Origin of the sequence: Escherichia sp. MOD1-EC6300, from assembly GCF_002965045.1 — a bacterium.
GTDB lineage: Bacteria > Pseudomonadota > Gammaproteobacteria > Enterobacterales > Enterobacteriaceae > Escherichia > Escherichia coli_F.
This window is the reverse complement of the sequence record NZ_PTRH01000017.1, coordinates 1-13,967: the sequence shown is the minus strand read 5'-3', so window position 1 is coordinate 13,967 and position 13,967 is coordinate 1. Positions and strand designations below refer to the sequence as shown.

Annotated in this window: 14 protein-coding genes; 3 read left to right on the top strand and 11 right to left on the bottom strand. The window is 52.0% G+C overall.

Going from position 1 to position 13,967, the window contains the following annotated elements:
- Positions 1–61: 61 nt before the first annotated feature.
- The 3 genes from glpX to glpF form a co-directional block, all read right to left on the bottom strand.
- Positions 62–1,072 carry a class II fructose-bisphosphatase gene (gene glpX / locus BGE37_RS20370; RefSeq protein ID WP_001250655.1) on the bottom strand — a complete coding sequence of 337 codons (1,011 nt, stop codon included), beginning with the start codon at positions 1,070–1,072 and terminating at the stop codon, positions 62–64.
- 230 nt (positions 1,073–1,302) lie between these two features.
- On the bottom strand, positions 1,303–2,811 hold the full coding sequence (gene glpK, locus BGE37_RS20365; RefSeq protein WP_000136788.1) for a glycerol kinase GlpK: 1,509 nt from the start codon (positions 2,809–2,811) through the stop codon (positions 1,303–1,305).
- A gap of 22 nt (positions 2,812–2,833) precedes the next feature.
- Positions 2,834–3,679, bottom strand: coding sequence for a glycerol uptake facilitator protein GlpF (gene glpF, locus BGE37_RS20360; protein WP_000084268.1), 846 nt, complete (start codon positions 3,677–3,679; stop codon positions 2,834–2,836).
- 425 nt (positions 3,680–4,104) lie between these two features.
- On the opposite strand from glpF, the gene zapB reads away from it, so the two are divergent.
- Positions 4,105–4,350 (top strand): septal ring assembly protein ZapB, encoded by a 246-nt coding sequence (zapB, locus tag BGE37_RS20355; protein ID WP_001296623.1) that lies wholly within the window; start codon positions 4,105–4,107, stop codon positions 4,348–4,350.
- 38 nt (positions 4,351–4,388) lie between these two features.
- Here zapB and BGE37_RS20350 read toward each other — a convergent pair whose 3' ends face one another.
- The 8 genes from BGE37_RS20350 to priA form a co-directional block, all read right to left on the bottom strand.
- Positions 4,389–5,015: a hypothetical protein gene (locus BGE37_RS20350; protein ID WP_123057342.1), complete on the bottom strand. Its 627-nt coding sequence runs from the start codon at positions 5,013–5,015 to the stop codon at positions 4,389–4,391.
- A 348-nt stretch (positions 5,016–5,363) separates the two neighbouring features.
- A complete protein-coding gene (gene rraA, locus BGE37_RS20345; protein ID WP_000872908.1) occupies positions 5,364–5,849 on the bottom strand; it encodes a ribonuclease E activity regulator RraA in 486 nt (161 codons plus the stop codon).
- A 92-nt stretch (positions 5,850–5,941) separates the two neighbouring features.
- Positions 5,942–6,868 carry a 1,4-dihydroxy-2-naphthoate polyprenyltransferase gene (menA, locus tag BGE37_RS20340; protein ID WP_000139496.1) on the bottom strand — a complete coding sequence of 309 codons (927 nt, stop codon included), beginning with the start codon at positions 6,866–6,868 and terminating at the stop codon, positions 5,942–5,944.
- A gap of 66 nt (positions 6,869–6,934) precedes the next feature.
- A complete protein-coding gene (hslU, locus tag BGE37_RS20335; protein WP_001293344.1) occupies positions 6,935–8,266 on the bottom strand; it encodes an HslU--HslV peptidase ATPase subunit in 1,332 nt (443 codons plus the stop codon).
- 9 nt (positions 8,267–8,275) lie between these two features.
- Positions 8,276–8,806 carry an ATP-dependent protease subunit HslV gene (gene hslV, locus BGE37_RS20330; protein ID WP_000208242.1) on the bottom strand — a complete coding sequence of 177 codons (531 nt, stop codon included), beginning with the start codon at positions 8,804–8,806 and terminating at the stop codon, positions 8,276–8,278.
- Positions 8,807–8,898: 92 nt separating this feature from the next.
- Entirely contained in the window at positions 8,899–9,846 is a 948-nt protein-coding gene (ftsN, locus tag BGE37_RS20325; protein ID WP_039021498.1) for a cell division protein FtsN, read from the bottom strand.
- A gap of 91 nt (positions 9,847–9,937) precedes the next feature.
- Positions 9,938–10,963, bottom strand: coding sequence for a DNA-binding transcriptional regulator CytR (gene cytR, locus BGE37_RS20320; protein ID WP_000644901.1), 1,026 nt, complete (start codon positions 10,961–10,963; stop codon positions 9,938–9,940).
- 155 nt (positions 10,964–11,118) lie between these two features.
- A complete protein-coding gene (gene priA / locus BGE37_RS20315) occupies positions 11,119–13,317 on the bottom strand; it encodes a primosomal protein N' (RefSeq protein WP_105288376.1) in 2,199 nt (732 codons plus the stop codon).
- A 202-nt stretch (positions 13,318–13,519) separates the two neighbouring features.
- Between priA and rpmE the strand changes: the two genes are divergently transcribed.
- Positions 13,520–13,732, top strand: coding sequence for a 50S ribosomal protein L31 (gene rpmE / locus BGE37_RS20310; RefSeq protein ID WP_000710769.1), 213 nt, complete (start codon positions 13,520–13,522; stop codon positions 13,730–13,732).
- Positions 13,733–13,891: 159 nt separating this feature from the next.
- On the top strand, positions 13,892–13,967 hold a 76-nt coding region (locus tag BGE37_RS26030; protein WP_369758995.1), incomplete at its 3' end, for a hypothetical protein.

Sequence of the window (13,967 nt, the reverse complement as noted above, 5' to 3'; positions counted from 1 at the left end):
CGTTCTCCGAACAAAAAAATTCCAGTCCCGAAGGACTGGAAGGCTCAATCGATCAAATCACTCAGAGAATGTGCACCTGCATTTCCGGGTCTTTACGATCCAGATAGTGGATGGATTGAATGCGACGAATGGTGCGTGATTTACCGCGGATCAGCAGTGTTTCGGTGGTGGCGATATTGCCTTTGCGGCTAATACCTTCCAGCAGATCACCTTTGGTGATGCCAGTGGCAGAAAAGATGACGTTGTCGCTGCGCGCCATATCGCCCAGACGCAACACTTTACCCGCTTCGATGCCCATCGCTTTGCAGCGAGCCAGCTCCTGCTCGCCAATGCGGCGATTTTCTTCGTTGTCGCCTTTGACGTCATGACGTGCCAGCAGACGACCATTCATGTCGCCATCTAATGCGCGGATCACCGCCGCAGAAACCACGCCTTCCGGCGCGCCACCAATACCGTACAGCACGTCAACTTCGCTGTCTGGCATACAGGTGAGAATTGAGGCTGCCACATCGCCATCCGGAATAGCAAATACGCGCACGCCGAGTTGCTGCATTTCTGCGATAACGGCATCGTGGCGCGGTTTTGCCAGAATCGTTACCGTCAGTTCGCTCAACGGTTTGCCGAGCGCCGCCGCAACATTGCGCAGGTTATCCGCCAGCGGCAGATTCAGGTCAATGACGCCTTTCGCTCCCGGCCCGACGATCAGCTTTTCCATATACATATCCGGCGCGTTGAGGAAGCAGCCTTTATCGCCTACTGCCAGCACCGCCAGCGCGTTAGCCTGGCCCATCGCCGTCATGCGCGTGCCTTCAATCGGATCAACAGCAATATCTACCGCATCACCGCGACCGGTACCGACTTTTTCACCAATGTAGAGCATCGGTGCTTCGTCGATTTCACCTTCACCAATGACGATGGTGCCGTCAATGTTGACCTGGTTGAGCATAATACGCATGGCGTTAACCGCCGCGCCGTCCGCGGTGTTTTTATCGCCGCGTCCTAACCATTTGTAGCCAGCCAGCGCCGCAGATTCGGTGACGCGGGAAAATTCGATGGCAAGTTCTCGTCTCATAGCAAACTCTAAGCAGTAAGGAATGGCGCGAAGTGTAGCACAGGGGAAGGGCAGGATTATTGATGTGTGCGGGGGTTGCCCCCGCACGATTTCAGAGTCTACGACATGCCGGATGCGGCGTGAACGCCTTATCCGGCCTACACAAAATGGCATCGGCTCGTAGGCCTGATAAGACGCGTAAGCGTCGCATCAGGCGATCAGTATCAGGCAATTGGTTCAGATGCCTGATATTACTCGTCGTGTTCTTCCCACGCCATCGCGCGTTTGACCGCTTTTTTCCAGCCAGCGTAACGGTAATTACGCTCGGTGGTTTCGATGCCAGGACGGAACTCGCGCTCAATCACCGCTTTCTCTTGCAGCTCGTCGAGGTTCTGCCAGAAGCCTACCGCCAGACCAGCAAGATAGGCCGCACCCAATGCGGTGACTTCGCGCACTTCCGGGCGCTCAACGCGCGTGCCGAGAATATCGGACTGGAACTGCATCAGGAAATTGTTCGCCACTGCGCCGCCATCCACGCGCAGGGCGTGCAGACGAATACCAGAATCGGCCTGCATCGCTTCCAGCACGTCACGCGTCTGATAAGCAATAGACTCCAGCGTCGCGCGTATAATGTGGTTAGCGTTCACTCCACGAGTCAGACCGAAAATCGCCCCGCGCGCATACGGATCCCAGTACGGCGCACCCAGCCCGGTAAACGCCGGAACCACATACACACCGTTGGTATTTTGTACTTTGGTGGCGAAATATTCGGAATCGTAGGCGTCATTAATCAGCTTCATCTCATCACGCAGCCACTGAATGGATGCGCCCGCCATAAACACCGCACCTTCCAGCGCATAGTTTACTTCGCCAGTTGGGCCACAGGCGATGGTGGTCAGCAGGCCGTTTTCTGATTTCACCGCTTTCTCGCCGGTGTTCATCAGCATAAAGCAGCCAGTGCCGTAGGTATTCTTCGCCATCCCTTCTTTCACGCACAACTGACCAAACAGCGCCGCCTGCTGGTCACCGGCGATCCCGGAGATTGGAATACGCGTGCCGCCTTTACCACCAATGTTAGTCTGACCGTACACTTCGGAAGAACGACGCACTTCTGGCAGCATCTCGCGCGGAATATCCAGCACTTCCAGCATTTTGTCGTCCCAGTCCAGGGTATGGATGTTGAACAACATGGTACGAGAGGCGTTGGTGTAATCGGTCACATGGACACGGCCCTGAGTCATTTTCCAGATAAGCCACGTATCAACCGTACCAAACAGCAATTCACCACGACGTGCACGCTCGCGAGAGCCTTCCACATGGTCGAGGATCCACTTCACTTTGGTGCCAGAGAAGTACGGGTCAATCACCAGACCGGTATTGCTGCGGATATAATCTTCTAAACCGTCACGTTTTAAATGCTCGCAGATTTCTGCGGTACGACGGCACTGCCAGACAATGGCGTTATAGATAGGCTTGCCGGTTTCTTTTTCCCAGACAATAGTGGTTTCACGCTGATTCGTAATACCGATAGCTGCAATTTGATCGGAACTGATATCGGCTTTCGCCAGCACTTCTACCAGCGTGGAGCTTTGGGTGGCCCAGATTTCCATTGGGTCGTGTTCTACCCAGCCTGGTTTTGGGTAGATTTGCTCAAATTCGCGCTGTGACACGCTAATGATATTGGCATCGTGATCCATTACGACCGCGCGGGAGCTGGTGGTGCCCTGGTCGAGCGCAACGATATATTTTTTTTCAGTCATGTTTAATTGTCCCGTAGTCATATTACAGCGAAGCTTTTTGTTCTGAAGGAGTTGTGGTCTCCTTTTCTTCCACAACACAGATATCGCAAGGCAAATGGCGACCAATCAGTTTGCGATAGGCAAATGCACCTACAATCGCGCCAACGATAGGGCCAAAAAGCGGCACCAGGAAGTAAGGAATGTCTCTGCCGCCGGTAAAGGCGACATTGCCCCAGCCCGCCAGCCAGGCAAAGACTTTCGGACCGAAGTCACGCGCTGGGTTCATGGCAAAGCCCGTCAATGGGCCCATAGATGCGCCAATGACCGCAATCAGTAGACCAATCAGCAAGGGAGCCAAAGGGCCGCGTGGTACACCGTTGCCATCGTCCGTTAACGCCAGGATCAGCCCCATCAGAATAGCGGTAATCACCATCTCAACTGCGAAAGCCTGCACAAAATTGATATGAGGATTCGGGTAAGTAGAGAAAGTGCCAGCCAGATCAACACTTTCAACGCTGCCGCGAACAATGTGATGAGTCTGCTCGAAGTCGAAAAATAAATTGTAGTAAAGCCCGTAAACTAAAGCCGCAGCGCAGAAAGCGCCGGCAACTTGTGAAACGATAAAAGGAATAACTTTGCGCTTGTCGAAACAGGCAAACAGCCACAATGCAATGGTAACAGCGGGGTTAAGATGCGCGCCGGAAACCCCTGCGGTCAGGTAGATGGCCATTGCCACCCCCAGTCCCCAAATGACACTGATTTCCCACTGACCAAAAGACGCACCAGCGACTTTTAGTGCTGCAACGCAACCCACACCGAAAAAAATCAACAACCCGGTACCGAGGAATTCAGCAATGCACTGGCCTTTCAAGGTTGATGTTTGACTCATAATCGGATCCTGAAGAGTTAATGTTTGTTGTATGCGTGAAAGTCACGGACCTCCACGATGCTTGTAGGCATGCTGTAAACTTATCGTTAACGAGCAAAAACGAGAAATATCGAACTTAAAATGTGTGTGCTTCGTCATAAAATGAGCGTTATCGCGCCATTTATTCCATCTGATTGTACATGATGCATGTTTGTTAGATCATTCGCGCAACAAATTTATTAACATTTTCGATTTGCGTGGATTATGTCTCCAGGAGAAGGATGAAAAGTGTGGCAAACCGTAATCTGCAAGGCGTGCCGCTGGACAGCGATGGCGCGGCTTCATACAATCGGAGCTAACTAAAGTGCGCTCGTATTTATTAAGGCGTCACCGGTAATCGGGACGAGGATTTTTTATCCATCAACGCCTTGCAATTCAGGAGAGGTATGACAATGTCATTAGAAGTGTTTGAGAAACTGGAAGCAAAAGTACAGCAGGCGATTGATACCATCACTCTGTTGCAGATGGAAATCGAAGAGCTGAAAGAAAAAAACAACTCACTGTCGCAGGAAGTTCAAAATGCCCAGCATCAGCGCGAAGAGCTGGAGCGTGAGAACAACCATCTGAAAGAACAGCAGAACGGCTGGCAGGAACGTCTGCAGGCCCTGCTGGGTCGCATGGAAGAGGTTTAATCTCTTCCACGCAGAGGCGCCGCAAGGCGCCTTATTTTTTACTTCACTGCATTTTTAGCGGAAAGCATAATCTCCATCGCCTGTTGGCGATATTTATCTGCCGTATCTGGCGCCATTAATGCAATGATCCCCACAGCCCTGGGGGTGTCTTCAAGATAAACACTGATGGTTCTTTTCTGCTGACCATCAAAATTTATCAACACATCCTGATACTTACAGGTGAAATGTTTGGCATTACAATCATGAAACTGGAAGGCTTCCTCATTGTATTGATCCTTGAGATTGTCTCGCTGCTTCTTCTTTAACGCTTCCAGCGGGTCATCGGCGCTACGTCCTGCGGGCAGGCGGAAAGCAGAAATGAAGACGCTATTATCCTCACTTCTTATATCAATGGTTTTATTAGTACTGATGGAAACCGTATTCCAGTGTCGGTTCGGGATAGTCACGGTTATCGCAGCATTCTCAAAGGTATATTGCCACGGGGTAAACATACGAAACGTATTGCCGACTTTGGATAAAAGCAGGATTCCCAATACCCAACAGCACCCGCGAGTAAAACTGGCGAAGTTACGTTTTTTTTTAATAAATGCGCACAGAATACCTGACACAAGCACGGGAAGTAACAACGGCCCCAGAAATACTGAACCGATATACTCGCCAACCATGCCAGGATCTCCAGACAGTAGGTTGCTGTGCTGAAGATGACTAAGAAAAGTAGTTATTATCCATAGTATTAATAAGATAACGTATCTCATATCAATCCCTTATTATATAATACGTTCGCTACTAACGATGATTCATATCCCTATTCCCAGAATAGTTAATTTACCATATAGCATTAATTTTTAATGCTGCATATTTTTATGAAATGATTTATCGATAATTAATTTATATTGTCAGATGTGAACTATTGATATTTAAAATGAATTAAATAAAAACAAACGATAGTCTTTATGAATATTTTGCATATAAAAAAGGGGAATTTAATTCCCCTTTTAACGCATGGCAGGTACTTATTCAATATCCAGCGGATCTTCTGAAAGAATAATTCCGGTATTGTCGGCATAAAGATGGTCACCGGAGAAGAAGGTGACGCCGCCAAAATTAACGCGGACATCGCTTTCGCCAATGCCTTCGCCAGCGGCACCGACTGGAATTGCTGCCATCGCCTGGATGCCGATATCCAGCTCTTCCAGGTCATCTACCTGACGCACCGCGCCGTAAATGACCAGGCCTTCCCATTCATTTTGTACTGCCAGACGCGCCAGCTCAGCATCGACCAGTGCGCGACGAACAGAACCACCGCCATCAACGACGAGAACACGACCACGGCCATTCTGTTCGAGCAGATCGTACAGCAACCCGTTGTCCTCGAAACATTTTACCGTGATTATTTGTCCGCCAAACGACGCCCGTCCGCCAAAGTTGGAGAACAGCGGTTCCACGACGTTAACATCTTCTTGATAGATGTCACAAAGCTCGGAAGTATCGTATTTCATAGGCTTAACATTCAGTTGCTGCGAGAATTTTCAGTATATCGCGCTATGTGGGCTGTTGGCAAAATCATCAATTGTTAATTGATATTTGTCAGTTATGCTGCCCACTGGCTTAGGAATATCCCTAAAACAAACAGCAGGTTAGTCAGTAACGCTCCCTTGACAGTGCGTTCCAGCATCGGTCGCATCGCCACCGGGTCCATTTCCCGCATCACATAACGGGCTTGCTTCACCAGTAATGGTGCCGCCAGCAGGAACAGCCAGCCCCACAGGCTATGCAGTGAAAAGAGATTAAACAGCGCCAGACACACCAGAGAGCCCATCAGCAGGCAGGCATGATAACGACGCGCGTTCACTTCACCTAAGCGCACCACCAGCGTGTTTTTGCCATTTTCGCGGTCGCTATTGATATCACGCAGGTTATTAATGTTCAGTACTGCCGTTGCCAGCAGGCCGCATGCGGTCGCCGGAAGGATCAACGCCGGAATCAACGTATGAGCCTGTAAATACCAGCTGCCCATGACGCTTAACCAGCCAAAGAAAACCAGTACGGAAATATCACCCAGACCGATATAACCATAAGGACGATTGCCCACGGTGTAGGTGATAGCGGCAATGATCGACAACCCGCCAAGAATCAGGAAACCGACAAAATCGGCCAGCGTATGGCACGCCACTGCAACCAGTGCTAGTCCGGAGAGACAGATGAGCACGACGGTAATAATGAGCGCCCGTTTCATCTCTTGCTGGGTAATGACCCCTTTTTGCATGCCACGTAGCGGGCCAATGCGGTCAGGTTTATCGCTGCCTTTTACTGCATCGCCGTAATCATTAGCGAGGTTAGAGAGAATTTGAAGCAGTCCGGCGGTAATCAGTGCCAGCAGGGCGACCAGCGGATCGAAGTGACCTTGCCACCATGCCAGCGCCGTCCCGACGATAATTGCAGCAAAGGCGAGGGGAAGGGTTTTAGGTCGTAAACTTTCCAGCCACGCCTGAGTTCGGCTAATTTGTTGTTCAGTCATAATACGCGCCAATAAAAATGGGGCCTTTCAGCCCCATCAAACAATGATGAAAATGATTGAACGCGATTATAGGATAAAACGGCTCAGATCTTCATCTGCCACCAACGCATCCAGATGTTTGCTCACATAATCTGCGTCAATAGTGATAGTTTGACCGCTTAAATCGCTGGCGTCGTAGGAAATCTCTTCCATTAAACGCTCCAGAACAGTATGTAAACGACGAGCACCGATGTTTTCGGTAGATTCGTTCACCTGCCATGCTGCTTCCGCGATGCGCTTAATACCGGAGTCGGTAAACTCAATATTTACGCCCTCAGTTGCCATCAGTGCTTTGTACTGCACGGTGATAGAGGCATTCGGCTCGGTCAGAATACGCTCGAAGTCGCTGGTGGTCAGTGCCTGCAGTTCAACGCGGATTGGCAGACGACCTTGCAGTTCCGGGATCAGGTCAGACGGTTTCGCAATCTGGAACGCGCCAGAAGCGATAAACAGAATGTGGTCAGTTTTGACCATCCCGTGTTTGGTGGAAACGGTGCAACCTTCTACCAGCGGCAGCAGGTCACGCTGAACACCTTCACGAGAAACATCCGGACCGGAAGACTCGCCGCGCTTACAGATTTTGTCGATTTCGTCGATAAACACGATCCCGTGCTGTTCAACGGCGTCGATAGCGTCTTGCTTCAGCTCTTCCGGATTCACCAGTTTCGCCGCTTCTTCTTCAATCAGCAGCTTCATGGCGTCTTTGATTTTCAGCTTACGCGCTTTTTGTTTCTGACCACCCAGGTTCTGGAACATGGACTGCAGCTGGCTGGTCATCTCTTCCATTCCCGGAGGCGCCATAATTTCAACGCCCATCGGTGCTGCGGCAAGATCGATCTCGATTTCTTTGTCATCGAGCTGGCCTTCACGCAGTTTTTTGCGGAATGCCTGACGAGCAGCGGACGGTTCCTGCTGTTGTTCGGTCTGTCCCCAGTTGTTTTTAGCCGGTGGGATCAGCACGTCGAGAATACGTTCTTCTGCCAGTTCTTCAGCGCGATAACGGTTTTTCTCAATAGCCTGGACGCGTACCATTTTCACGGCGGCATCGGTCAGATCGCGGATAATAGAATCCACTTCCTTACCTACATAGCCCACTTCGGTGAATTTGGTCGCTTCAACTTTAATGAACGGCGCATTCGCCAGCTTAGCCAGACGACGAGCGATTTCAGTTTTACCGACACCGGTCGGGCCGATCATCAGGATATTTTTCGGGGTCACTTCATGGCGCAGCTCTTCGTTAAGCTGCATGCGACGCCAGCGGTTACGCAGTGCAATCGCCACGGAACGCTTGGCGTTATCCTGGCCGATGATGTGTTTATCCAGTTCGCTGACGATTTCGCGTGGGGTCATTTCAGACATGGGAGATCCTTACGCTTTGTAGCTTAATTCTTCGATGGTGTGGAAATGGTTGGTATAGATGCAAATGTCGCCTGCAATATCCAACGCCTTTTCAGCAATTTCACGGGCGCTTAGTTCAGTGTTTTCTAACAGCGCGCGCGCCGCAGCCTGGGCGTAAGGGCCGCCGGAGCCGATAGCAATAAGATCGTTTTCTGGCTGCACCACGTCACCGTTACCGGTGATGATCAGTGAAGCGGTTTCATCCGCGACTGCCAGCAGTGCTTCAAGTTTGCGTAACATGCGATCGGTACGCCAGTCTTTTGCCAGCTCAACGGCGGCTTTGACCAGATGGCCCTGATGCATTTCCAGTTTACGTTCAAACAGTTCGAACAGCGTAAAAGCATCCGCAGTACCGCCCGCAAAGCCCGCGATGACTTTGTCGTTGTACAGACGGCGGACCTTTTTCACGTTACCTTTCATTACGGTATTGCCCAACGTGGCCTGACCATCACCAGCGATGACCACATGGCCGTTACGGCGTACGCTTACTATAGTTGTCACGAGCTGACCCCTTGGTTACGAATACAGAGTACAAACCCCGTACAAAAGTACGGGGCATAATGCAATTATAGATGGGGGGGATTTTGAGGGTTTCAACCCCCGGTAGCGAGTCGAATACAGTTTGTATGACCCGCCATCTTCAGGCGATTCAGGGTGCCGTCGGCATTTTCTTTCCCTTTAATCGGGCCAATCACCACACGATTCCAGCCATTGTTGGTGGTAATTTTCGAGTCAAAGCCTTCAAACGCCAGCTGAGCACGTACCGTCTCTGCCTGTTCCGCGCCTCTGAACGAACCGCACTGCACCATCCAGCGGCGTTCGTCTTTTTTCTCCGCCGTCGGTTTTGGCGCGTCAGCGGCCCGGCTAACAGGCGCGACTTGCTGTGACTTCGGCTGCGCCGCGGCAGTGTGTGCTGGCGTTTGCAGGAGATCCTGGTACGGCTGCTGAGCCGCCTGGCGAGTCTGCTGCGTCTGGCGCGGTGGTTGCTGCGCTTGCGCGGTACGCGGTTGTTGATATGCCTGCTCAGCCTGACGCTGCTGCTGTTGAGCCGCCTGAATCTGACGCTGTTGTGCCTGACGTTGAAGCGTTTGCTGACGCTGTTCCGGCGTCTGTTCATTCCACGGAACTTCAACCAGCTGCGTTGGCTGCTGGCGCATATCAGCCTGCATTTGTTCAAGAAGCTGACGTTGTTCTGGTGTCAGTTGCTCCGGCGTTTTCACTTCACCACCGGCAGAAGGTTCTGTTGGTGCACGCACACCCGGCTGGCGACTTTCCAGCTCTTTAATGTAGCGCCAGCGTTCTTCTGGTTTCGGTGGTAATCCGTTTCCGGTCACTTTCTGGCTTTGCAGCGTCTCGGACTCTTCTTTCTTGTGATGCGTAATGAAGTACAGACCACCGATAAAGGTCACAAGAACGGCGGCAGCAATAGCGACCATTGCGGGAGAAACCGCAGGCAGATTTCGTTGCTTTTTCCGTGAGGTGCTTTTTTTTCGCCGCGAAGGTGCCGGTTGGCTGCGGCGTACATAATCTCGTTGTGCCACTATCGTTTCGCTGTATTTATTCGTTCGTCAGCCCGCCATGTTACTTAAGCGGCGGGCCTTTGACCAGTCACGGCAGTCTTAAAGGTTTACTTTAAGGTAACGCGCGCGTTGATCCCCGGATGATAAGTTCGCAGTCCATTAAACGAGAGCCACTGCCAACGTGTTGCCCCTGCATTTGATCAAGCAATAACAGCATAGCTTCCCGACCGATTTCGTAACGCGGCTGCGCGATGGTTGTCAGCGGCGGATCACAAAATTGCGTCAGGTCGATGTTATCAAAACCGATTATGGACAGATCATCCGGGACTTTCAGCCCCTGGCGTTTTGCCTGAGAAAGTGCGCCGAGCGCCATTACATCGCTATGGCAGAAGACAGCAGTAGGCGGTTGCGGAAGAGCAAGCAGCTGTTGCATCGCGTTGCTTCCGGCTTCAAAGGAGAAGTCGCCCCGGGCGATGTATTGCGGATCAACCATAATGCCGCAGCGACGCAGCGCCTGAACGTAGCCTTGCAGGCGGTAGTGACACAGCGGCATCTCTTCGGGACCGGCTATACAGCCAATCCGTTTATGACCTTGCTCATATAAATAATTTACTGCATCAAATGCCGCGGTCAAATTGTCGATATGAACTGTAGGCAGCTCCAGTTCCGGCGCAAATTCGTTCGCCATCACCATCGGCGGCAGATTACGCTGTTCCTCAATGCTGGCATCAAACGGCAGCCTTGAACCCAGCAGCAACATGCCATCAATTTGCTTGGTGATAATCAAATCGATAAAGGTTTTTTCCTGCTGATTTTGATGCGCACAGTCGCCAATCAGCACCAGATATCCGTGATTTGCCGCCGTAACTTCGATACCGCGAATAATTTCGCTAAAGAAGGGATCGCAGATATCCGGGACAATCACCAGAATGGTACGGGATTCATTACGCTTGACGTTGCGCCCCATAGGCTGCGGCAAATAACCTACTTCCCGGGCCGCTTTTTCAACCCGATTACGGGTGGCCTGGGAGACTTTATCGGGATTCATTAATGCTCGGGAGACGGTCGCTGTAGAGACTTTTGCCTTCAGGGCAACGTCTTTCATGGTCGCGGCAGTTTCCTGCTTCTTCGCTTTCACACTCACTCCTCGCCCGGCACGGCAGGCGTACTACTTCCATGTTTACTTCACATCGGCAACATTTTTAGCAGATAGCGCGTGAAAACGGTTACAGAATTTTCATGAAAAGTGTGATGAATATTGAATTTTTCGATCCGCCTCGCATCGTTTGCGCATTAGCCCTCGATGGGATCGACATCCAGCACCCATTTCACCTTACGGGAATCCGGTATTGTATTGATGAGCGCCAGCGTACCACTAATGATGTGTTGCAAGCGCACGCGGGAAGGGTGCTGCAACAATATCTGCCAGCGCCAGCGGCCACCACGTTTAGGGGCCAGCGCCGGAACCGGGCCGAGAACCCAGAGTTTCTCGTCTGCCAGCGGGCTGGAGAGGATGAGATTACGCAGTTGTTGCAGGAACAATGGCGCGTGCTGATTGTTATGATCTTCCGCACGCACAATCACATGGCTGGTCCATGGCGGCAGTTGCATCATTCGCCGCTCAGCCAGCGCCTGTTCGGCAAAAGCGTCGTAGCCTTTATAGAGCAACGTTTGCAATAGCGGATGTTCCGGATGGTGCGTTTGCAGCACCACTTCGCCCTGTTTACCCGCACGCCCTGCACGACCGGCGACCTGGGTGTAAAGCTGGGCGAAACGCTCCGCCGAACGAAAATCGGCAGAAAACAGCGCGCCGTCCACATCCAGTAACGCCACCAGCGTCACATCCGGAAAGTGGTGACCTTTCGCCAGCATTTGCGTGCCGATCAAAATCCTCGCGCCGCCGCGATGCACTTCCGCCAGTTGTTGTTCCAGCGCGCCTTTGCGGCTGGTGGTATCGCGGTCGATACGAGAAATGGGCACACCAGGGAACATGGGCGCGAGCGTCTGCTCAAGCTGTTCGGTGCCCAGCCCCACGGGTACCAGGTGCGTGGAGCCGCAGGAAGGGCACTGGCGCGGTACCGGACGCTGACTGTCACAGTGGTGACAGCGCAGATGCTGTTGCGCCTGATGTAGCGTGTAGTAGTGATCGCAACGCGGGCATTCGGCTATCCAGCCGCAGTCATGGCACAGCAGGGCAGGTGCAAAACCCCGGCGGTTAAGGAAGAGGATAACCTGATTGTCGGCCTGTAAATGTTGGCGCATTCGGGTGATCAATGCCGGAGCCAGCCCCGCCTGCACCTTCTGACCTTTTAAATCCAGCACATGTTGAATTGCGGGGCGCGCATTGCCTGCCCGACGGGTCAGGCGCAGCAGGCGGTATTTTTTCTGCTGCACGTTGCACAACGTTTCCAGCGCGGGCGTTGCGGAACCAAGAATAATCGGGATTTGCTCGCTGTGCGCACGGTACACCGCCAGGTCGCGGGCATGGTAGCGCCAGCCTTCCTGCTGTTTATAGGAACTGTCGTGCTCTTCATCAATGACAATCACACCGAGATTTTTAAACGGCGTAAACAGTGCGGAGCGAGTGCCGATCACAATCGCCGCCTCACCATTTTTCGCTTTCAACCACGCCGAAAGACGCTCGCTGTCGTTCAGGCCGGAATGCAGAACTTCCACTGGCGCATTAAACCGCTCACGAAAACGGGCAATAGTTTGCGGTGTCAGGCCGATTTCCGGCACCATCACCAGCGCCTGTTTGCCCTGAGCGAGCACGTTTTCCAGCACGCTTAAATAGACTTCCGTTTTACCGGAACCGGTAACACCCGCCAGCAGCCAGGCAGAAAAAGTATCTGCCGCGCTATGAATTGCGCCAACGGCGGTGGCCTGTTCGGTATTCAATCGCAACCGTTCACCAGAAACGGCATAGTTCGTGCGCCAGTCGCTAAACTCTGGTGTTTCACTTGCTAAATCACACAGACCTTTTTTGCGCAGCGCCTGCAACGCGGCATCATTAAATTCGAGCGTGGCAACCTGATCACGCCAGATTTTGCCTTGCCGTAACGCTGCCAGCGCCTGTTGTTGCTTGGGTGAGCGTTTCAGGCTGTTCAGATCCACCGCCTGACCTTGTTCAGTGGCAAACCAGTACCACATCGGCGCGTTCGCCGCAGGCCGCCCCTGGCGTAGTAAAATCGGCAAGGCATGAAACAGCACATCGCCAATCGGATGATGATAGTAATCCGCGGCCCATAGCAGTAATCGCCAGACGGAGTGAGCAAATACCGGCTCAACGTCCAGCACTTCAACTACCGCTTTCAGCTCGTTAAGCGGCAGCTCGCTGACATCGCTAACTGACACCACAACCCCGATGCGCTCCTGCTGTTTGCCAAACGGCACGCGCACGCGACACCCGGCTTTAACCGTCATGCCTTCTGGCAGCAGATAGTCAAAGGTACGAGGAAGCGGAACGGGCAAGGCAACGTGGGCAACGGGCATAGCATCATCCTGACTTGAAATTCGGTGGGTTAGTATACACATTGCCGTAGAAGAGTGCGGATCAGTTTGCATACGCTGGTTAATTTCTGTATGATTTCGCGCCTTCGTACGAAATGATCGTATTGAAGCTATACTTTTAACATCGCGTGGTGTCTGGCGTTAGGGCTGGAAGAGCGACGCGGCCTTAAACCGAGGTTTTCCCATGAAAAAAGATATTCACCCGAAATACGAAGAAATTACTGCTAGCTGCTCTTGCGGTAACGTAATGAAAATCCGCTCCACCGTTGGTCATGATCTGAACCTCGACGTGTGCAGCAAGTGCCACCCGTTCTTCACTGGCAAACAGCGTGATGTTGCTACCGGTGGCCGTGTTGACCGCTTCAACAAGCGTTTCAACATCCCGGGCAGCAAATAAGACCGGATTTCCGAAAAAAGCGCCGCACGGCGCTTTTTTTGTGCCTGTAATTTGCCTTTTATAAATTCTGAAAAATTCCGGGGTGTTAACTCATTATCATTTCCTGTTGTTGACTGGCGCTAGGCTTCTGGTTCTTATTTATTTTAAAAGGATTTTACGATGAGCGGAAAACCGGCGGCGCGTCAGGGCGACATGACGCAGTATGGCGGTAGCATTGTTCAGGGTTCAGCCGGGG